The 23,113-nt window shown below is 39.1% G+C and carries 11 protein-coding genes, 1 other RNA gene and 1 pseudogene; 7 read left to right on the top strand and 6 right to left on the bottom strand.

The genetic code is table 11. From position 1 onward, the window contains the following. Window positions 1-48 precede the first annotated feature (48 nt). Complete coding sequence (locus tag GUU89_RS13335) at window positions 49-11,085, bottom strand: T9SS type B sorting domain-containing protein (RefSeq protein WP_162126031.1); 11,037 nt, start codon at window positions 11,083-11,085, stop codon at window positions 49-51. 630 nt (window positions 11,086-11,715) lie between these two features. Here GUU89_RS13335 and GUU89_RS13330 point away from each other — a divergent pair. From GUU89_RS13330 to GUU89_RS13320, 3 genes and pseudogenes are all read left to right on the top strand, one after another. After that, window positions 11,716-12,201, top strand: a complete 486-nt coding sequence (locus GUU89_RS13330; RefSeq protein ID WP_162128375.1) for a SixA phosphatase family protein — start codon at window positions 11,716-11,718, stop codon at window positions 12,199-12,201. Window positions 12,202-12,203: 2 nt separating this feature from the next. Further along, window positions 12,204-14,323 (top strand): annotated as a pseudogene (gene ppk1 / locus GUU89_RS13325) (polyphosphate kinase 1). Between the two features lie 24 nt (window positions 14,324-14,347). Beyond that, window positions 14,348-15,253, top strand: coding sequence for a Ppx/GppA phosphatase family protein (locus tag GUU89_RS13320; RefSeq protein ID WP_162128374.1), 906 nt, complete (start codon window positions 14,348-14,350; stop codon window positions 15,251-15,253). 175 nt (window positions 15,254-15,428) lie between these two features. Here GUU89_RS13320 and GUU89_RS15040 read toward each other — a convergent pair whose 3' ends face one another. The 3 genes from GUU89_RS15040 to GUU89_RS13305 are packed head-to-tail and all read right to left on the bottom strand — an operon-like array spanning window position 15,429 to window position 17,846. Further along, the gene (locus tag GUU89_RS15040) at window positions 15,429-16,007 is read right to left on the bottom strand and encodes a DNA polymerase III subunit gamma/tau (protein WP_235922049.1); all 579 of its coding nucleotides are present in this window, start codon (window positions 16,005-16,007) and stop codon (window positions 15,429-15,431) included. A gap of 59 nt (window positions 16,008-16,066) precedes the next feature. Then, the gene (dnaX, locus tag GUU89_RS13310) at window positions 16,067-17,149 is read right to left on the bottom strand and encodes a DNA polymerase III subunit gamma/tau (protein ID WP_162128373.1); all 1,083 of its coding nucleotides are present in this window, start codon (window positions 17,147-17,149) and stop codon (window positions 16,067-16,069) included. Window positions 17,150-17,192: 43 nt separating this feature from the next. Beyond that, window positions 17,193-17,846, bottom strand: a complete 654-nt coding sequence (locus GUU89_RS13305; protein WP_162128372.1) for a hypothetical protein — start codon at window positions 17,844-17,846, stop codon at window positions 17,193-17,195. Window positions 17,847-17,948: 102 nt separating this feature from the next. Between GUU89_RS13305 and rnpB the strand changes: the two genes are divergently transcribed. Next, an RNA gene (gene rnpB / locus GUU89_RS13300) (RNase P RNA component class A) lies at window positions 17,949-18,256 on the top strand. 16 nt (window positions 18,257-18,272) lie between these two features. Here the strand turns inward: rnpB and rsmD are convergent. Together rsmD and GUU89_RS13290 are read right to left on the bottom strand one after the other, a co-directional pair. Beyond that, window positions 18,273-18,857, bottom strand: a complete 585-nt coding sequence (rsmD, locus tag GUU89_RS13295) for a 16S rRNA (guanine(966)-N(2))-methyltransferase RsmD (protein WP_162128371.1) — start codon at window positions 18,855-18,857, stop codon at window positions 18,273-18,275. Then, window positions 18,854-19,666, bottom strand: coding sequence for a DUF3822 family protein (locus tag GUU89_RS13290; protein WP_162128370.1), 813 nt, complete (start codon window positions 19,664-19,666; stop codon window positions 18,854-18,856). The genes rsmD and GUU89_RS13290 overlap by 4 nt, the downstream gene beginning before the upstream one ends. 117 nt (window positions 19,667-19,783) lie before the next feature. On the opposite strand from GUU89_RS13290, the gene GUU89_RS13285 reads away from it, so the two are divergent. The 3 genes from GUU89_RS13285 to kdsB are packed head-to-tail and all read left to right on the top strand — an operon-like array spanning window position 19,784 to window position 23,109. Continuing rightward, window positions 19,784-21,205 carry an ATP-dependent DNA helicase gene (locus GUU89_RS13285; RefSeq protein ID WP_162128369.1) on the top strand — a complete coding sequence of 474 codons (1,422 nt, stop codon included), beginning with the start codon at window positions 19,784-19,786 and terminating at the stop codon, window positions 21,203-21,205. Window positions 21,206-21,230: 25 nt separating this feature from the next. Next, on the top strand, window positions 21,231-22,346 hold the full coding sequence (locus GUU89_RS13280) for a hypothetical protein (protein ID WP_162128368.1): 1,116 nt from the start codon (window positions 21,231-21,233) through the stop codon (window positions 22,344-22,346). 34 nt (window positions 22,347-22,380) lie between these two features. Next, window positions 22,381-23,109, top strand: coding sequence for a 3-deoxy-manno-octulosonate cytidylyltransferase (gene kdsB, locus GUU89_RS13275; protein ID WP_162128367.1), 729 nt, complete (start codon window positions 22,381-22,383; stop codon window positions 23,107-23,109). Window positions 23,110-23,113: the final 4 nt, after the last annotated feature.

Here is a 23,113-nt window from a genome sequence, read left to right as displayed (position 1 = left end):
TTTTTAAATCCTGAGGACTTGGGCAAAATCCTCAGGAATTTGATTTATCTATCTAGTAAGGTATAAATATTTAGATTCGGTTACCGTGTTTCCGTTTCCGTCAGAATATTGTAAGATGTAGAAGTAAGTACCGGCAGGTAATTCATCTGATTTACTCACGGTAGATCTTCCTTCAGAAACCCCGGTAAATTTACGGGTGTTGTTATCGTAGTTTTTAGTTTCATATACTAAAACTCCCCAACGGTTGTATATCTCCACACTGTTTGGTTGGTGACAAGGCTGGTCGATAAACTCGATGTCGAAATATTCGTTTACACCATCTCCGTTAGGAGTAAAGGCATTGTGAACCTCGATGTCATCACATCCAACTACAACACCGCCACATTCTTGAACCGGCATAATAACAGTTATGTTTTGTGGACAAGGACTACCATTATCATAAGTATAGATAAAAGAGTGATTACCTACAGCTACTTGATTGGCGTTAAATATTGATCCGGTTAATGTACCAACATTATCTACATTAGTCCAAGTACCATTTAAAGGTGTTCCAAGTGTCAAATAATTTTCCAAGTCCCATGTAACTGAAATATCATCGTCGTTACAAATTTTGTCAGGTGCTGTTATTACATCTCCAGGTTGAACTTGAATCGTCACGTCGATAGTTTGTGTAACGATGGTAACGTTTCCACATTCATCAGTTGCTGTCCATGTTCTGGTAATGGTATAAGCGTTATTTGTTACTGGAGTTTGCGTTTCAACAGGAGTTGGAACATTTACTGAAGAACAATTATCAGAGAACTGTAAAGCAGGTGTTGGCGGAATATTGTTACAAGTAACTTGTGGATTAGGATCAAAAGTTGTTGTATCTAAAACCGGTTTAGTCGTATCCTGAATAGTGATTACTTGGGTAAATGCGGCTAAAGTTGCATTTGAACAAGCATCGATAGCTACCCATGTATTGGTGTAAGTACCTCTGTTTGGACAATCGCCAGCTACATAACTACCTGGTGTTTTGATGTAAGTTACATTCGCGGTACAGTTATCAGTAGCTTGTGGAGCAAGAGCCTGAGCATTTGTCAATCCTTGCGCATCACTACATTCTAAAGTCACATCTAAGCTACCGGCTAATGTTGCCCATATAGGTTTGATATTATCAGACACAGTAATGGTTTGGTATTGTGTGGTAGTATTACCTGCACAGTCGGTTAATGACCATGTACGAGTTATAGTATATGAACCGGCACAAGCACCTACTACTGGAGCTCCATCTGTATATGTTGCCTCAAGACCAGTAGAACAATTGTCTGCTTCATCCGTAACATCACCAGTAAAGGTTACTGTAGTATCATAAGTACAAGTGTCAGTGGTGTAGATAGTAATACTCGCAGGAACTGTGAAAGTAGGTTTGATGTTATCCGATACCGTAATGGTTTGATCGTGAGTTGTAGTATTACCGGCACAATCGGTTAACGACCAAGTACGAACGATAGTATAAGAACCTGCACAAGCACCTGCTAACGGAGCAGCATCAGTGAATGTAGCATTCAAATCAGTAGAACAGTTGTCCGCCTCATCAGTCACATCTCCAGTGAAAGTAACCGAAGCATCATACGTACAAGCATCAGTAGTGTAGATAGTAATATCTGTAGGAGCTGTGAAAGTAGGTTTGATGTTATCCGATACCGTGATGGTTTGATCATGAGTAGTATTATTACCTGCACAGTCAGTTAAAGACCAAGTACGAACAATAGTATATGAACCTGCACAAGCACCCGCTACCGGAGTAGCATCAGTAAATGTAGCATTCAAGTCAGTAGAACAGTTGTCTGTTTCATCAGTCACATCACCAGTAAATTGAACTGAAGCATCATAAGTACAAGCATCAGTAGTGTAGATAGTGATATCTGAAGGAGCTGTGAATGTAGGCTTGATGTTATCCGATACCGTGATAGTTTGATCGTGAGTTGTATTGTTCCCAGCACAGTCGGTTAATGACCATGTACGAACGATAGTATATGAACCAGCACAAGCACCCGCTACCGGAGTAGCATCAGTAAATGTAGCATTCAAATCAGTAGAACAGTTGTCTGTTTCATCAGTCACATCACCAGTAAATTGAACCGAAGCATCATATGTACAAGCATCAGTTGTGTAGATAGTGATATCTGCAGGAACTGTAAATGTAGGTTTGATGTTATCGGAAACCGTGATGGTTTGATCGTGAGTTGTATTGTTTCCTGCACAGTCGGTTAAAGACCATGTACGAACGATAGTATATGAACCTGCACAAGCACCCGCTACCGGAGCAGCATCGGTGAATATAGCATTCAAATCAGTTGAACAGTTGTCCGCTTCATCCGTAACGTCACCAGTGAAAGTAACTGAAGCATCATAGGTACAAGCATCAGTAGTGTAGATAGTGATATCTGCAGGAGCTGTGAAAGTAGGTTTGATGTTATCCGATACCGTGATGGTTTGATCGTGAGTTGTATTGTTTCCTGCACAATCGGTTAACGACCAAGTACGAACGATAGTATACGCACCTGCACAAGCACCCGCTACCGGAGCAGCATCAGTGAATGTAGCATTCAAGCCAGTTGAACAGTTGTCAGCCTCATCAGTCACATCACCAGTAAATTGAACTGAAGCATCATAAGTACAAGCATCAGTAGTGTAGATAGTGATATCTGCAGGAGCTGTGAAAGTAGGTTTGATGTTATCCGATACCGTGATGGTTTGATCGTGAGTTGTATTGTTTCCTGCACAATCGGTTAACGACCATGTACGAACGATAGTATATGAACCTGCACAAGCACCCGCTACCGGAGCAGCATCAGTGAATGTAGCATTCAAATCAGTTGAACAGTTGTCCGCTTCATCAGTCACATCTCCAGTGAAAGTAACTGAAGCATCATACGTACAAGCATCAGTAGTGTAGATAGTGATATCTGCAGGAACTGTAAATGTAGGTTTGATGTTATCAGACACGGTGATGGTTTGATCGTGAGTAGTATTGTTTCCTACACAATCGGTTAATGACCAAGTACGAACGATAGTATAAGACCCGGCACAAGCACCCGCTACCGGAGTAGCATCAGTGAATGCAGCATTCAAATCAGTAGAACAGTTGTCCGCCTCATCAGTCACATCACCAGTAAATTGAACCGAAGCATCATAAGTACAAGCATCAGTCGTGTAGATAGTGATATCTGCAGGCGCTGTAAATGTAGGTTTGATATTATCCAATACCGTAATGGTTTGATCGTGAGTAGTGTTATTATTTGAACAATCGGTTAATGACCAAGTACGAACGATAGTGTAAGAACCTGCACATTGACCAGCTACAGGAGCAGCATCAGTGAAAGTAGCATTTAAGTTAGTTATTGAACAGTTGTCTGCTTCATCTGTTACATCACCAGTAAATTGAACCGAAGCATCATAGGTACAAGCATCAGTAGTGTAGATAGTGATATCTGCAGGAGCTGTGAAAGTAGGTGCTATGTTATCAGTTAAAGTGATCAACTGTGTATGAGTAGTTGTATTACCGGCACAATCGGTTAATGACCATGTACGTGTTATGGCATACCCACCGCTACATTCTCCGGCTACCGGATCAGCATCAGTGAATGTTGCATTCAAATCAGTAGAACAGTTGTCCGCTTCATCAGTCACATCACCAGTAAATTGAACCGAAGCATCATATGTACAAGCATCAGTAGTGTAGATAGTAATATCTGCAGGAGCTGTGAAAGTAGGCTTGATGTTATCCGATACCGTAATGGTTTGATCGTGAGTAGTGTTATTACCGGCACAATCAGTTAATGACCATGAACGAACAATAGTGTATGAACCTGCACAAGCACCCGCTACCGGAGTAGCATCAGTGAATGTAGCATTCAACTCAGTTGAACAGTTGTCCGCTTCATCAGTTACATCTCCAGTGAAAGTAACTGAAGCATCATAAGTACAAGCATCAGTAGTGTAGATAGTGATATCTGCAGGAACTGTAAATGTAGGTTTGATGTTATCAGACACGGTGATGGTTTGATCGTGAGTAGTATTGTTTCCTGCACAGTCGGTTAATGACCAAGTACGAACGATAGTGTAAGACCCGGCACATTGACCCGCTACCGGAGTAGCATCAGTGAATGTAGCATTCAAATCAGTTGAACAGTTGTCCGCCTCATCAGTCACATCACCAGTAAATTGAACCGAAGCATCATAAGTACAAGCATCAGTAGTGTAGATAGTGATATCTGCAGGAGCTGTAAATGTAGGTTTGATGTTATCAGACACGGTGATGGTTTGATCGTGAGTAGTATTGTTTCCTGCACAATCGGTTAATGACCAAGTACGAACGATAGTGTAAGACCCGGCACAAGCACCCGCTACCGGAGTAGCATCAGTGAATGTAGCATTCAAATCAGTTGAACAGTTGTCCGCTTCATCAGTTACATCTCCAGTGAAAGTAACTGAAGCATCATAAGTACAAGCATCAGTAGTGTAGATAGTGATATCTGCAGGAACTGTGAAAGTAGGCTTGATGTTGTCTGATACCGTAATGGTTTGATCGTGAGTTGTATTGTTTCCTGCACAGTCGGTTAATGACCAAGTACGAACGATAGTATATGAACCTGCACAAGCACCTGCTACCGGATCAGCATCAGTGAAGGTAGCATTCAAATCAGTTGAACAATTGTCAGCCTCATCAGTCACATCACCAGTAAATTGAACAGAAGCATCATACGTACAAGCATCAGTAGTGTAGATAGTGATATCTGCAGGAGCTGTGAATGTAGGTTTGGTAGTATCAATTATCGTAATGGTTTGAACGAAATTTTCTGATGCATTTCCACAAGTATCTGTTACTTTCCATGTATTAGTATAAGTACCAATAGTAGAACATGTACTTGAAGGTGCAAATTGACCATTAGTTTTAACAATATTAGTTAAAACGCTGTCACAATTGTCAGTAGCTGTTGGGAATACGGTATTTGCAGTTGCAAGTCCTTCCAAATCACTACATTCTAAAGTTTTGTCTAATGACCCTGCAAAAGTACTCCATATTGGAGCAATGGTATCTTGGATAGTAAATGTAGCTGAAGTTGTTTCAGAATTGTTACAACCATCCGTAGCTTTAAATATTACTGTAACAGCAGCAGAACAATCACTTGCAATAGAGGCAAAGTTGTTAGACCATGTTACATTAGAGCAACTGTCAGAGGCTACAGCACCACCATGATTATCTAACCATTGTTGTAATGCGCCTGAATTTCCACTACCATCACATTGTACAATTAAATCTGAAGCACTAGTTGTAATTTGTGGTTTTGTGGTATCAACAACTGTAATGACTTGTGTGAATTCAACAGAATTATTACCACAAGCATCCATAACACTCCAAGTATTGGTATAAGTACCAGTATTAGCACAATTGGTATTGGCTACGAAATTACCTCCTTTTTTAACTATATTAGTAACATCAGCATCACATAAATCAGACGCAACAGGGAATAGTGCCTGAGCATCTTCCAATGCTTGATTATCACTACATTCAACAGTCATATTCAATGTTCCGTTGGCTGTTGTCCAAATAGGAGCGGTGGTATCTTGAATCGTAATTTTTTGAGTAAATACTGTAGAAGTATTGCTACAAACGTCTTTAGCAATCCAAGTATTAGTATATGTACCGGCATTAATACAGCCTTGAGAGGCTACAAAAGCACTAGACGTTTTAGTATAAGTTACTGTTCCTGCACAATTATCAATAGCGATTGGCGCTAAGACTTGAGCTGCAGTTATACCTGCCGTATCACTACATTCTAGTGTTCTGTCTAATGAACCTGTAGCAGTATCCCAATTAGGAGCAGTTACATCCTGAATTTTTATGGTTTGATTTCCTGAAGTGGAATTACCACACATATCAGTAACAGTCCAAGTTCTGGTAATTACTTTATTATTCGGACAAGTATTAGCCGGTGTTAAGCAAACGCTTTTGAAACGGATGGCACCAAGTTCATTCCCTACTTTTTGAGCATAAACAAACCAAGTTCCGTTCATCGGACCGGTTAAATTTTCAAAACCGGAAACATAAGAAGTTAATCCGTTAATAGTATTCGCCCCGGAAAGATTTCCGTTTGGAGTAAGATTAACAGTTGAGCCGCTAGTGATTATATTGGCATTATTCCATTGTGGATAACCAGAAGCGTTAGGATAGAATATAGGTAAATATAATTCAGTTGTATTTGTGGTATCACAATTCCCTCCGTTACAGTACGGTCCAACAAGGACAACCCCTTGACCGCTTGGAGAAACTAAAGTGAATTGAACTCTACCTTTTCCTTGATTAGTGTCAAACGCTAAAGCTACTTTTTCAATATCTTTTGCAGTTAAATTATCAAAACCAGAAATATCAAAGGTGAAGTAATTCCCCGTTCCTGCATTTACAGAACCTTCAGTGAAGTTTCCGAAACAATCGTTGTCAACATAACTAACGGTTGGATTAGGATCACAATTATCGCTTGGATTTTTTACACCTCCAGTTGCTGTTGGATCAAGATTTACGTTACAATTTGCATCTGTGTTTATGGTAATATTATCCGGTGTTGTAAATGTTGGCGCTATATTATCGTCAACAGTTATGGTTCTCGATACTGAGGCTAATTCTCTTCCACAAGCATCAGTAGCAGTCCAAGTTTCAACAACTTTTCCATTACAATATCCTTCAACAGTAGTTGTAAAAGTAGAAGGATTTGAAGTTCCATTCAATAAACATCCTCCACTTAATCCGTTAGTAAACGGAATAGTAGTAGATTCTGGTACTGCACCACAAGTTACTGTAATTGGAGCTAATGCTGTCATAGTTGGTAAATCAGCAGGACTTACTATTATCGTTCTTGAAACCGGAGCCAAAGCTCTTCCACAAGAATCAGTAGCTGTCCAAGTTTCCGTAACAGTTCCCCCACAAGCATTAGGTGTTGCAGAGAAAGTAGAAGGATTAGAAGTTCCGCTTACTAAACATCCTCCGGTTAAACTGTTAGAGAATGCGATAGTAGAAGGAGCCGGTAAAGCACCACAAGCTACTGTTGTAGCGGCCGGAGCTGTCATTGTTGGTAAATCCGCAGGACTTACGGTAATCGTTCTTGAAACCGGAGCCAAAGCTCTTCCACAAGAATCGGTAGCGGTCCAAGTTTCCGTTACAGTTCCACCACAAGCGTTAGGCGTTGCAGAGAAAGTAGAAGGATTAGAAGTTCCGCTTACTAAACATCCTCCGGTTAAACCGTTAGAGAATGCGATAGTAGAAGGAGCCGGTAAAGCACCACAAGCTACTGTTGTAGCGGCCGGAGCTGTCATTGTTGGTAAATCCGCAGGACTTACGGTAATCGTTCTTGAAACCGGAGCCAAAGCTCTTCCGCAAGAATCAGTTGCTGTCCAAGTTTCCGTAACAGTTCCCCCACAAGCATTAGGCGTTGCAGAGAAAGTAGAAGGATTCGAAGTTCCGCTTACTAAACATCCACCGGTTAAACCGTTAGAGAATGATATAGTAGTAGATTCTGGTAAGGCACCACAAGCTACTGTTGTAGCGGCCGGAGCTGTCATTGTTGGTAAATCCGCAGGACTTACGGTTATCGTTCTTGAAACCGGAGCCAAAGCTCTTCCACAAGAATCAGTAGCGGTCCAAGTTTCGGTAACAGTTCCCCCACAAGCGTTAGGTGTTGCAGAGAAAGTAGACGGATTAGAAGTTCCGCTTACTAAACATCCTCCGGTTAAACCGTTAGAGAATGCGATAGTAGAAGGAGCCGGTAAAGCACCACAAGCTACCGTTGTAGCCGCCGGAGCTGTCATTGTTGGTAAAGCTGCTGGGCTAATTGTTATCGTTCTTGAAACCGGAGCCAAAGCTCTTCCGCAAGAATCAGTTGCTGTCCAAGTTTCCGTAACAGTTCCCCCACAAGCATTAGGCGTTGCAGAGAAAGTAGAAGGATTCGAAGTTCCGCTTACTAAACATCCACCGGTTAAACCGTTAGAGAATGATATAGTAGAAGGAGCCGGTAAGGCACCACAAGCTACTGTTGTAGCAGCCGGAGCTGTCATTGTTGGTAAATCCGCAGGACTTACTGTTATCGTTCTTGAAACCGGAGCCAAAGCTCTTCCACAAGAATCAGTTGCTGTCCAAGTTTCCGTTACAGTTCCCCCACAAGCATTAGGCGTTGCAGAGAAAGTAGAAGGATTCGAAGTTCCGCTTACTAAACATCCACCGGTTAAACCGTTAGAAAATGCTATAGTAGAAGGAGCCGGTAAGGCACCACAAGCTACTGTTGTAGCAGCCGGAGCTGTCATCGTTGGTAAAGCTGCAGGACTTACGGTAATCGTTCTTGAAACCGGAGCCAAAGCTCTTCCGCAAGAATCAGTTGCTGTCCAAGTTTCCGTTACAGTTCCCCCACAAGCGTTAGGCGTTGCAGAGAAAGTAGAAGGATTCGAAGTTCCGCTTACTAAACATCCTCCGGTTAAACCGTTAGAGAATGCGATAGTAGAAGGAGCCGGTAAAGCACCACAAGCTACTGTTGTAGCCGCCGGAGCTGTCATCGTTGGTAAATCCGCAGGACTTACGGTAATCGTTCTTGAAACCGGAGCCAAAGCTCTTCCACAAGAATCAGTTGCTGTCCAAGTTTCGGTAACAGTTCCCCCACAAGCATTAGGCGTTGCAGAGAAAGTAGAAGGATTCGAAGTTCCGCTTACTAAACATCCTCCGGTTAACCCGTTAGAGAATGAGATAGTAGAAGGAGCCGGTAAAGCACCACAAGCTACTGTTGTAGCAGCCGGAGCTGTCATTGTTGGTAAATCCGCAGGGCTTACGGTTATCGTTCTTGAAACCGGAGCCATAGCTCTTCCGCAAGAATCAGTAGCGGTCCAAGTTTCTGTTACAGTTCCCCCACAAGCATTAGGCGTTGCAGAGAAAGTAGAAGGATTCGAAGTTCCGCTTACTAAACATCCTCCGGTTAACCCGTTAGAGAATGAAATAGTAGAAGGAGCCGGTAAGGCGCCACAAGCTACTGTTGTAGCAGCCGGAGCTGTCATCGTTGGTAAAGCTGCAGGACTTACTGTTATCGTTCTTGAAACCGGAGCCAAAGCTCTTCCGCAAGAATCAGTTGCTGTCCAAGTTTCTGTTACAGTTCCCCCACAAGCATTAGGCGTTGCAGAGAAAGTAGAAGGATTCGAAGTTCCGCTTACTAAACATCCTCCGGTTAACCCGTTAGAGAATGATATAGTAGAAGGAGCCGGTAGAGCACCACAAGCTACTGTTGTATTAGCCGGAGCTGTCATCGTTGGTAAAGCTGCAGGACTAATTGTTATCGTTCTTGAAACCGGAGCCAAAGCTCTTCCACAAGAATCGGTAGCAGTCCAAGTTTCGGTAACAGTTCCCCCACAAGCATTAGGTGTTGCAGAGAAAGTAGAAGGATTCGAAGTTCCGCTTACTAAACATCCTCCGGTTAACCCGTTAGAGAATGAGATAGTAGAAGGAGCCGGTAAAGCACCACAAGCTACTGTTGTAGCAGCCGGAGCTGTCATTGTTGGTAAATCCGCAGGACTTACTGTTATCGTTCTTGAAACCGGAGCCAAAGCTCTTCCGCAAGAATCAGTAGCGGTCCAAGTTTCCGTAACAGTTCCCCCACAAGCGTTAGGCGTTGCAGAGAAAGTAGAAGGATTCGAAGTTCCGCTTACTAAACATCCTCCGGTTAACCCGTTAGAGAATGAAATAGTAGAAGGAGCCGGTAAGGCGCCACAAGTTACTGTTGTAGCAGCCGGAGCTGTCATCGTTGGTAAAGCTGCAGGACTTACTGTTATCGTTCTTGAAACCGGAGCCAAAGCTCTTCCACAGGAATCAGTTGCTGTCCAAGTTTCCGTAACAGTTCCCCCACAAGCGTTAGGCGTTGCAGAGAAAGTAGACGGATTAGAAGTTCCGCTTACTAAACATCCTCCGGTTAAACCGTTAGAGAATGCAATAGTAGAAGGAGCCGGTAAGGCACCACAAGCTACCGTTGTATTAGCCGGAGCTGTCATCGTTGGTAAAGCTGCAGGACTTACTGTTATAGTTCTTGTTTTGGTTATAGTTCTGCCATAAGCATCTGTGAATGTCCAAGTCTCGGTTACTGTACCACCACAAGCACCAGCAGGTGTTTGTGTACTTAAAGTTGAAGTAACTGAACCACTGATTAAACAAGATCCGGAACCACTGTTGGTATAACTTAATGAACTTGTTGTTGCCGAGCCACAAGCTACAGTAATATTACTAGTTGAATTAAACGTGGCAACAGCAGGTGTAGTTGCTGTTATAGTTCTTGATTTAGTTATTGTACAATTATTAGCATCTTTGATAACAACTGTATAAGTTCCCGATACTAGACCGGTAAGATCTTGATTGTTTGCTTGACCAACAGGTACAACTCCACCATCGGAAGCAGTCCATGTATAAGTAAAAGGTGATGTTCCTCCGGTTGGTGTTAAATCTATAGCACCAGTTGCAGAACCACATTGTGAACTTGTCAAAACAAATTCACCATTGACTCCACCATTAACCGTTATAGATGGTATCTTACCACATTTTGGAGAAATATTGTTTGGATCTAAAGGACAAACTTCACTTCCACTCGCCGTGGTCCAAGCTTCCCAGATATTAGAAATTTTGATAACATCACCACAAGTATAGGTAATGTCACCAAAACTCAAATAGGTTGTTGAGCCACCCGGTAAAGGTCCTCCACATCCTGTTCTCTGTACAGAAGAAATTAATGCACCGGTGGTACCACTATAAATTTCCAACATTCCCCAAAAGGCAAATGAAGTTCTTGTGGAACCGGTAGTGTTTTTAATTCCTAAAGTAAGTGTTCTTGTCAGCGTAGTAGCTGTTGGGCAAGAGTTACAAACATCTCCGCCGGTTAACTGGGCTGCCACAATCTCAAGGTCTTTCGACGTACATGAGGTATTGGCTGGCGGGAAAGCTTGCCCGTATGTCATGGAGATACTTAGTAAACTAAATATCAAAAAGGCATACAATTTTTTTGAAATAGTAGATTTTGATTTCATACAATTAGGTTTAGTAAAAATAATTTTTTGAAAACTAGCATTTTGGGCGTAGAGTATCTTTAATGTAGGCGTTTTTGGTAGGATAGATAATTGGGTTATACTATGTCAACAAAAGTAGGGCTGACTAACTTTATTCATCTATTTTCTCTGTAAACGACTCGAAAACTCGACAAAATGACGTTTTTCTTTCAATTTTCCGTCTTAGGGTAGCGGTTTTTTTTGGTTTTTTGTTTGATTTTTGACATGTTATTTGGGGTTTTAAGGTTAAATTTTCATTAAATAGATTGTTTTAACAGTTCGAAAGTAGTACATGTTTTTTAAATGACCAAAAAAAACATCGATAAAATGCATTATTTTATAGATAAAGTGCATTATTTAACTTTTTTGTAAGGTTTATTACTACATTTATTTATTAACACTAGCTTGTTTATAACATTTTTTCATTTTAACATTTTATTTTAGATATTAAAGTTACCCATTACAATTGTTAAATAACATGATTTATATCAGTTGTAATATTTTGGTTGGTCAATATTTATATAGAGAAGTGCACTAAACAGCAAACTCTTCAATAATGTTTTCATTATACATTTTAATACCTTAAATTTATACTTTCAAAATAGTTCAGATATGAAACAGTTAATCCTTGTTCGCCACGCTAAATCAAGTTGGGAAGCTCCTCTTCGCGACTTTGACAGGCCATTGACCGGTAGAGGTATTCAAGATGCACATTTGGTTTCATCTCATATAGGAAACGAAATTCCCAAATCGTTTTTGGTGTGGAGTAGTGCCGCTAAGCGAGCTTCGGAAACTGCCATGATTTTTGCCCAGAACCTTTCCTTTCCGGTGGAAAGTATACAGTTTAAAGATGACTTATACACTTTTGATGAAAGTAAGTTAGAGCAAATCATAAAGTCGTGTTCTGATGAATACGAACATTTGATTGTTTTTGGCCATAATGAGGCTATTACAAATTTTGTCAATAAATTTGGGAACGTTTTTATTGATAATGTTTCGACTGCCGGATTTGTGAATATTATCTTTGACAATCACAGTTGGAATGATATCGGAAAGGGCATTACTAAAAAAGTTATTTTCCCAAGAGATTTAAAATAATTATGAGCACAGAAAATAGTTTTCGCTACATAGACAGAGAAAAAAGTTGGCTGGCATTCAATGCCAGAGTATTACAGGAAGCCGCTGATGAAGCGGTTCCTTTGTTAGAAAGATTACGGTTTATAGGTATTTTTTCTAATAATTTAGATGAGTTTTTCCGAGTGCGTTTTGCCGCTATTCGTCGTTTAAGTTTATCAGGTGCGACCGGTGAAAAAATTCTCGGAGGGATTACGGCGCAACAATTGGTTAAAGACATTACCGAAATTGTGATTAAACAACAAGCGGAAAGTTTAAGAGTGTTGAAAATCATTGAAAACGAACTTGTAAAACAAAATATCATTATTGTTGATGAAACCGAAATCTCTCCGGAGCACGAGAATTTTGTCAGAGAGTTTTTTATTCAAAAAATAAGCCCCGAACTCGTTACAATTATCCTAAATGATTTGGCTGAATTCCCTTTGCTGAAAGATACTTCCGGCTACTTGGCTGTCAAATTGGTTATGAAAACCGAGTCAAAACCTACGATGCTGGGCTTAGTAAAAAAGCTAAACCTGAAGTACGATATGCTATTATCGAAATTCCTAAAAACACCAATCGTATAGTAGAACTTCCGGCTAAAAACGGCAAACAATATTTGATGCTTTTAGATGATGTGATTCGCTATAATTTGAGTAGCATCTTCAATATTTTTGATTACGAAAGCATTTCGGCACACATGATAAAAATTACGCGTGATGCCCAGCTCGACATTGATAGTGATATGAGTAAAAGTATGCTCGAAAAGATTGCAACATCCGTAAAAGATAGAAGAATAGGAGAGCCTGTTCGTTTTGTTTACGATCAACATATTGATAAAGATACACTGAAATTTTTCTTGAATAAAATGGGGATTGATGCTTCTGATGGAATTATTCCCGGCGGAAGATACCACAACCGTCGTGACTATATGAGCTTTCCCAATCTGGGTCGATTTGATTTATTGTATCCGCCACGAGTGCCGCTTCCGGTGGAAGGATTGTCGCTTGATGGAAGTATTTTGAATAAGATAGCCAAGAAGGATTATTTGGTTAATGCTCCGTTTCAGTCGTTTTCTTATCTTATTAAATTCCTGCGCGAAGCAGCTTTAGACCCTAAAGTTACGACCATAAAAATTACATTATACCGTTTGGCCAAAAACTCGCAAATCGTAAGTTCGCTTATTAATGCTGCCAAAAACGGCAAAAAAGTTACTGTGCAAATTGAACTCCAAGCGCGCTTTGATGAAGCCAGTAATATTTCTTATGCCGAGCAAATGCAACAAGAAGGTATCGAACTGATTTTTGGTATCAAAGGCTTAAAAGTGCATAGTAAGATATGTGTAATTGATAGAATTGAAGACGGAAAACTTAAACGCTATGGCTTTATTTCTACCGGAAATTTCAATGAAACAACAGCTAAGATTTATACCGATTTGACTTTGTTTACCAGTCATCAGCAAATTTTAAAAGACGTCAACAAAATCTTTGATTTCTTTGATGTGAATTATCGAATTCACCGATACAAGCATCTGATTGTGTCTCCACATTACACCCGTTCTAAGTTTTATAAACTGATTGACCGCGAAATAAATAATGCCAAAGTGGGCCGTCCTGCATACATCAATTTAAAGATGAACAGCCTTTCGGATTACCCTATTATTGACAAATTATACGAAGCCAGTAATGCCGGAGTGAAAATAAAATTGCAAGTTCGTGGCATTTGTTCGTTGATTCCCGGAGTAAAAGGCATGAGTGAAAATATAGAAGCGGTGAGCATAGTGGACTACTTTTTAGAGCACACCCGTTCCTATATTTTTTGCAATAATGATGATCCTGAGGTTTATATTTCCTCGGCCGATTTTATGACTCGTAACTTAGACGGCAGGGTTGAAGTTACTTGTCCTATTTATGATGAAGAAATCAAAAAGCAAATCATAGATACCTTTAATGTAGGATGGAAAGGAAATGTGAAAGCCCGTTTCCATTCCGATAAATTTGAAAACAAATACCGTGTTCGCAAAGAAGGTGAGCCTATTTTCCGAGCACAACATGAAACCTATAATTATTACCGCGATCGTTTAGAAGTAATTCAGGATAAAATATAAACCTCAAATCTTATAGCAAAAAGAATGATTTCAATCAAAAAATATGCAGCAATCGATATTGGTTCCAATGCCATGAGACTGCTCATTGCCAACGTAGTAGAACAACCCGATAAAGAAACGCAGTTCAACAAGAGTGCTTTGATTCGCGTGCCTATTCGACTTGGGCAGGATGCTTTTACTGTTGGTGAAATCTCAGATGAAAACATTAATCGAATGATTGATGCCATGAAAGCTTTTAAGTTATTAATGAAAGTATATAAGGTTGAACGATACAAAGCCTGCGCCACTTCGGCCATGCGTGAGGCCTATAATGGCAAGGATGTTGCTGATATTATTCGAGAAAAATCAGAAATTGATATCGAAATTATTGACGGTAAATCTGAGGCAGCTATCATTGCTTCTTCCGATTTGCATAACTTCCTGAAAACCGACCAAACTTACTTGTATGTTGATGTGGGTGGAGGTAGTACCGAGTTCTCTCTGTTTTCTGAAGGCAAAATGGTGGCATCCAAATCGTTCAAAAACGGTACAGTACGTTTACTCAACAATATGGTCACCGATATCGTTTGGCAGGAAATTGAAAAATGGATTAAAACCGTTACCGAAGACTACGATAATATCACCATGATTGGCTCCGGTGGAAACATTAATCGACTCTTCAAAATGTCAGGCAAACTGCAGGACAAACCACTTTCGTTCCTGTACCTGAACTCGCAATACCAATATTTAAACTCGTTATCCTACGAACAACGCATTGCTGAATTGGCAATGAACACGGACCGTGCCGACGTAATTATACCCGCAACGCGCATTTATTTGAATGCTATGAAGTGGAGTGGTGCCCGTCATTTGTATGTGCCAAAAATTGGACTTTCCGATGGTATCGTGAAAGCTATGTATCATGGAAAAATAAAATATGAAAACATTTAGAACACTCGGATTGGTAATAGCTCTTGTTATTATTGGATATCATCTCTTCAATATTGATTATGAAGATTTGAGGTTTAAAACCAATATGACCCACTATTTAGGAATTTTTGCCATGATCTTAGTGGCATTGAGTTTTTTATTGGGAATTTTAAAAGACAAAAAGCAGCCATAGGGGCTATACATCCAAATCAAACATCTTCTTTAAAAGTGCCAAGTTTGGATTGATTTCCACCAAACGGTTGTATTTGTCTTGGTTGGTAAAGGCTTTTTTGACCACTAAAGCCTCGTTAACTTTTACCTGAATTTGTAAATCGTGGTTGTGTAGTTTGCCACGTAAATATCCTAAAAGCTCCGGTCTTTCTTTTTCAAAATCTATTTTAGAACTTTCATTAGGTAACTCATGAATAATGGTAGTGCCGTCTAAAGTTGGGTCGTTAATCGTTAATAATGAAGCAATAATACGAAAGCCTTTGTCTTCCATTCGCTGAGCATATTTGAGCCATTGCTCCAGCATTTCGGTTTCGGTAAAAGCTTCATTGGGTAAATACGTATCCTCTTTAATGGTAGCTTTAAAATTTTCAGCCATTTCTTTTTTGGCTTTGATACTGGCTAACGATAAAGCGGAAACTTTGGATGTTGGTTGCTGATTACTAGTTGTTGGTTGTTCAGTTTTTGCGACAACTTCTTCTGATTTCTGGGTTGTGGTTACTGGAGGCTGAACAACTTCAACTTTCTCAATATTTTGAACTTCCAACTTTGTAGGTTGTACTTCTTGTATTGAAAAACTATTGTTGCGGTAATACGTTGCCGGAATTATGAAGTCAGCTTTTTTTTTTCTCCATCAAAAGTGATAGAGGCAATTTGCATCAGGGCCAGTTCAACTAAGAGGCGTTGGTTTTGACTGCTTTTGAATTTCAAATCGGAATCATTGGCAATATCAATTCCTTTTAATAAAAAGTCTTGAGTTACTTTTTGTGCTTGTTGTCCGTAGAGTTGTTGTGCAGCTTCACCCATTTCTAATAAAGAAAGTGTTGCAGGGTTTTTGGCTACCAATAAATCCCTGAAATGCGAAGCCAGTCCGGCTATGAAATGATGACCGTCAAATCCTTTTGATAAGATATCATTATAGGCCAACAGTACTTCCGGAATCTTATTTTCCAAAATCAAATCGGTCATGTTGATATAAGTCTCGTAATCCAGAACGTTCAAATTTTCGGTTACCGCCTGACGGGTTAAATTGTTACCGCAGTAGGAAACCACTCGGTCAAATATCGACAAAGCGTCACGCATGGCACCATCGGCTTTTTGAGCAATGATGTGTAAAGCGTCATCTTCAAAAGCTACGCCCTGACTGTTGGCGACTTCGGCTAAATGTTCTTTAGCATCTTTAACGGTAATACGTTTGAAATCAAAAATTTGACAACGCGATAATATAGTGGGAATGATTTTGTGCTTTTCAGTCGTGGCCAAAATGAAAATGGCATGCTTTGGCGGTTCTTCGAGTGTTTTCAAAAAAGCATTGAAAGCAGCCGAAGACAACATGTGCACCTCGTCAATGATATACACTTTGTACTGCCCGGTTTGTGGCGGGATTCTAACTTGGTCAATCAGATTACGAATATCGTCAACCGAGTTGTTAGAAGCGGCATCTAATTCAAAAACATTAAAAGCAAAATCTTCAAATGGATCATCATAACCCGGTTGGTTGATTTTTCGAGCCAAAATACGAGCACAAGTGGTTTTACCCACACCTCTCGGACCGGTAAATAAAAGGGCAGAAGCCAGGTGATTACTTTCTATGGCATTGAGCAAAGTGTTGGTAATAGCCTGTTGCCCAACAACGTCTTTAAACGTTTGCGGACGGTACTTACGCGCTGATACTACAAATTGTTCCATACGATTTAATCGGATTACAAATATAAAATAATAGTTGGTTTGGTTATGGAGTTATTCGGTTATTTGACTTTTTTTTACTAACAATTATAAGGAGTATGGTTAATAAAAGTAACATATTGGTTGTAAGTGAAATGATGGTAATTTTATTTTGAAATCTGTTTTTTGATTCTTCAGCTAATGAAATATGTGATGTTTTATATTGTCTAAGTTTTTCCAGTTGGTAAATGAAATTGCTAAGAGATTTGTTTTTATATTCCAATTCAAATAACCGGATTTCTGTTTCGCTTGGATTAACCAATTTGCCATTTATATTAATTTTGGGAGGAGGAGGAGGATAGCCAAATCCAAAATCCATCGATTGCGACGGAGAACACATACTGATATCTATGATTTTGTCTTTAGAAAGTTTTGAATACACAATCCAAAAACCTTTTTCAAATGGAAAAATTGAGCAATCACTTGTAGTTTTACCTGATATGATAGCTGATTTGAAATTTCCTTTAAAGAGTTCTATTATTCTAAAAGTATATGTTTCTTGTATACTGTCAGATTTGATTAATTCTCCATAAAAAACAATGTCAGCATTTTTCAGGCCTTTTTCAACCATTACTTCCTTCTCAATTTCAAAGCATTTGCAGGCAAAAGAAAAGTTCCAACAAATCATCAGGCTAAGAATCCAAATTTTATCAATTTTCATAATCACAAATTTGTACTAAATATAACAAATCCAACTTACGACTCAAATTTTCAATTCATAATTCATAATTTCTAATTCGTAATTCTTAATTACTACCTTTGCCTCGCAGACCGCCTTATCGCTTCAACTTGTTGAAGAGGAAAGTCCGGACACCACAGAGTAGCATAGCGGGTAACACCCGTCCGTTGAAAGGCGAGGACAAGTGCAACAGAAAGCAAGTACAGTTCGGCTGTAGTGAAACCAGGTAAACTCTATGCGGTGAAATTCCAAGTATATCGGCATTTAAGGGCTACTCGTCCGTTGTCGAAGGGTAGGAAGCTCGAACCAATGAGCAATTGTTGGTCTAGATAAATGATAAGGGTCCACCACAACAGTGGATACAGAATCCGGCTTATAGGTCTGCTTTTTTTGAATTACGAAGTTTTTTTAGCTTTCATCCTCCTCTTCAAAGTCTTCTGACTCTTCTTCATCACTTTCAAATTCGAAGAACGTAAAAACAGAACCGCCATAGTTTTTTTGGAACGAGTAATTCGCCATATGATCCAACTTGGTGTATTTGGAATGTTCAACAATGAGCATTCCTTCTTCATCCAATAATTCGTTTTCAAAGATAAGCTGAATGATTTTCTCGAATTCCTGCTGACTCATGCCATAAGGAGGGTCGGCAAAAATAATATCATAGTTACCGGTATGTTTTTCGAGAAATTTAAAGACATCACTTTTTATGGCCGTAATATCAAAGTCAAACTCCTTAGCCGTTTTTTTGATGAAATTTACACAACCCATATCGCCATCAACACAAAGAATCGGCGAACAACCGCGAGAGGCAAATTCGTAACTAATGCTTCCCGTGCCGGCAAAAAGTTCTAATACTTTCAGTTCCGAAAAGTTGAAATGATTGTTCAAGACATTAAACAGTGCCTCTTTGCTCATGTCTGTCGTAGGACGAACTGGGAGGTTTTTGGGTGGTGCTATGCGTCGGCCTTTGTATTTGCCCGAGATGATTCTCATGAATGTAATAGGATAAAGTGTTCGCGATTTTCGGTTTCCGAGAAAGGATTCGACATAAAGCTTACATCAAACAGGGAAACGTTGCGAACGTATTTATAAGCGATGTTGTAAAGCGAATCGCCTTCTGTGATTTTTCCAAGCAATTCCAATTTGAAGTTTTCCGGATTCAGGTGCAATTGTTCTGCAGTGAATAAAATATAGTACAGAAAATCTTCCGGTGTTTTATAATCAAAGGAATTGTAAAGTTGCAGTTGTTGATTTTGAATCACAACAATTTCAAAATGCGTATCGCTTACATGTACAAACATTTTGCGCTCTTCATTGTTTTTGGATACCTCCAATAATTTATTGACCAAAACCGTGTTGGCATGTTTGTAGTCAAAAGTACCAAAACGATCAATGAAATAATTGTTCATATTTACATACGGAATGTACACATTGTTCATTTCGTAGTTGGCCAATTCATCAAAAGCAAAGAAATCGGTTTCAAAAACTTTGGTATTAAATTGCAAATAGCTTCCCAAGTACTCTTCATCAAACAGCGCGGTAGGTACAAACGTCGATAAATTATTATTGTGAACAATAACGATATCATCATAGCCGGCTTTGAGTTCAGGATGGTTTTGAAAGGCTTCGGCAAACAAGTCTTCAATTTTGGTGGTAACATGCACTTTGCCCAAATCGATTTTTTGCAGCACCAAGGGTTTGTTTATCAACGTGTCAAACGTAGCAAAGGACAAGCCATTCAGTGAAACCTGAATCGCAAGTTTTTGATACATTTTATCAATAACGCTGGTGTTTTGCCACATACTTGTTTTTGCTTTTGTCGAATGGCAAACTTACAAATTTATACGCAACTTATATTATAGTATAAATTACAATTCTTAATCCTATATTTGAAATCCAATTTTCAGAATAAATCCTAAATGACTTCTTCCCAATTTTACAGTGTTTTGCGCAACCAGTTTCCGTTTCAGCCAACTGTAAAACAGGATATTTTTTTTCAACAGATTGCCGTTTTTTTAACCAATACCAATAAAGAAGAGCTTTTTGTTTTAAAAGGCTACGCCGGAACGGGTAAAACGACTGTGATTTCTACGATTGTTAATAATCTTGTTGCCATCAATAAAAAGTATGTTTTATTGGCACCCACGGGAAGAGCGGCAAAAGTCATTGCCAATTATTCAAACAAACCGGCTTTTACGATTCACAAGAAAATTTATTTCCCCAAGAAAGGCAAAAGTGGAGGCGTGTCTTTTACCATGCAAGCCAACAAACACAAGAATACCATTTTTATAGTCGATGAATCTTCAATGATTTCGGATGTGAATACCGAATCAAAGCTGTATGAAAACGGTTCATTACTGGATGATTTAATGTCTTATGTTTATAATGGTGACAATTGCAAACTCTTGTTATTAGGCGATACGGCGCAGTTGCCACCGGTACAGTTGGATGTGAGTCCGGCACTAAATACGGATTTGCTGGCGATGCATTACCATAAAGAAGTGTTCTCGATTGAGTTGGATGAAGTGATGCGTCAAGAAGAAAAATCAGGAATTTTATTTAATGCTACCGAGTTGCGAGAGATTTTGAAAAGCTCGTTTGTGGATACTTTTCAATTTAACTTAAAAGGCTTCAAAGACATTGTTCGTTTGACGGACGGTTACGATATACAAGATGCTATTCAAAGTGCCTACAGTAATTATAGTGTAGAAGATACGTGCTTTATTGTGCGTTCCAATAAAAGAGCGAATCAATACAATCAGCAAATTCGCAGTAAGATTTTAGACAAAGACAGTGACTTGTCGGTGGGAGATTACTTGATGGTGGTGAAGAATAATTATTTTTGGTTAAAAGAAACTGACGAAGCCGGCTTTATTGCCAATGGTGATATTATTGAAGTGCTGGAAATTTTCAGCTTCAAGGAATTGTATGGTTTTAAATTTGCCAAAGTCAAAATAAGAATGGTCGATTATCCCAACCAGAAACCTTTTGAAACCGTATTGCTTTTGGATACCATTACAAGCGAATCGCCTTCGTTGACTTATGATGAAAGCAATACGTTGTATCAGGAAGTGATGAAAGATTATGAAGGAGAACCCCAATACCGCAAATTCCTGAAAGTAAAAGGCAATGAGTATTTCAATGCGCTTCAAGTAAAATTTTCTTATGCCATTACTTGCCACAAATCACAAGGAGGGCAATGGAATACAGTGTTTATCGAGCAACCTTATTTGCCCGATGGTATTGATACCGATTATGTGCGTTGGCTTTATACTGCCGTCACTCGTGCCAAAGACAAGCTGTATTTGATTGGTTTTAAGGAGGAGAGTTTTGAAGATTGATTTTTTAACAATAATTTTTTTATATTTGAAAACCTTAAAATTTAATAATATGAAGAAATGTGCTTTAATAGTATTAGGTTTAACAGTTTTATGTTGTAGTCGTGATTATGATGAAGCCATTAAGACCAATGCTAAAACTAGTAATACAACTTTGTCAGCTCCAGTTTCTTTGCTTTGGAACGATAATGGGGTTAGATGGAGGTCTTTTATGCATTTACCCTTAATTAATGGGGTAGCAAGCACAGAACTGCCTTTATATGAATTGTCTGATTTGTCACAAGCAGATAATATTGGAAGTCCTGGGAATGTTTGGTCACCTCCATCTAATTCTCCAGCTTATAGTTATTTGGTGAAAAAATTAGAGACTAATGCTAATGTATGGATAAATGCACCACATGGACAATACCCATCATTCAAATTAGTCACCGAAGGATATAACAATTCAGAATATGGATTTTATCCCGGTTATGCTTTTTGGGTAGATTGGGTAAATGGTAATCCAATCAATTTTACCATCTTTAATAATGCTAAGAATCTTTCAAATTCGGATTCACTTCACGAAACAGGCTTAGTTTTTGAGCATTACCATAATCAATGGGGGTTAGCAAATTATGCTTTCACAGGGCAATATAATTTAAATTCGTTTATAAAAATTAAGCCAAGTTTTAATGCTATGTTAGTTGGACATGCAAGAAATAACGGTGCTAGTGAGCTAAAAACTTCTTATTTAACAGCTGATTTAAGAATTGAATATTGGAAATCAAATGCAAGTTATCCAACGAGAACGGATTTGCTAGGAGTTATTTTCTGTAATCCAATGAATGACGATTTAAATGGAAATGCTAATGACGCAATCTTTTGGAAGGATTGGACTGGTAATTGGGTTAATAACAGCGTTCAGACATCTGCTCGAATTCTTCTTCTCGCCAATAAATTAGGTTTGCCCTCTATAAATTCATTGGATGTACCTACTGAAATAACTTTTGATTACATACCTTTAATCCAAGAGTATTTACCTCCTCCCCCTCCTGGCTATACCTATAATGATGCTATAATAGTAGGTTTTGACGTTTATTCTTCAGTTCGTAATTCTGATATGACATTTAAATTATGGAATGTAAATCTCGAAGGTAATAATTAAAGAGATTTTATATGCAAAGGATAAATTATTAAGTATGAAAATCATCGCCGTTATTCCCGCCCGTTATGCTTCTACTCGTTTTCCTGCTAAACTGATGCAGGACTTGGGAGGCAAAACCGTTATTTCCCGAACTTATGAAGCAGCAGTCAATACCGGTTTGTTTGCTGATGTATTTGTGGTGACAGATTCGATTTTGATTTATGATGAAATTTTGAATAACGGAGGTAAAGCCATCATGAGTATCAAAGAGCATGAAAGCGGGAGCGACCGTATTGCAGAAGCAGTAGAGAATTTGGAGGTTGATATTGTAATTAATGTGCAAGGCGATGAGCCTTTTATAAATAAGGAACCTTTAGAAAAAGTCATTGAAGTGTTTCATAAAGATTTTGAAAAGAAAGTCGATTTAGCTTCCTTAATGGTTCAAATCACTGACCAAGACGATATCAATAATCCTAATAATGTAAAGGTGGTAACCGACCAAAGTGGTTTTGCCTTGTATTTTTCACGTTCGGTAATTCCGTATCCTCGTGATACTAATGCCGGAGTTCGCTACATGAAACACATTGGTATTTATGCTTTTCGCAAAGAAGCACTTTTAGCTTTTTATCGCTTACCAATGAAATCGTTAGAAGCTTCCGAAAAATTAGAACAACTACGGTATTTAGAATTTGGGAAACGAATTAAAATGGTCGAGACAACTCACGTAGGCATTGGCATAGACACCCTCGAAGATTTAGAAAAAGCAAGACAGTTTCTCAAATAAATCC

The organism is Flavobacterium phycosphaerae, from assembly GCF_010119235.1.
GTDB lineage: Bacteria > Bacteroidota > Bacteroidia > Flavobacteriales > Flavobacteriaceae > Flavobacterium > Flavobacterium phycosphaerae.
The sequence above is the reverse complement of the archived record's forward strand: the minus strand, read 5'-3'. Positions and strand labels throughout refer to the sequence as shown.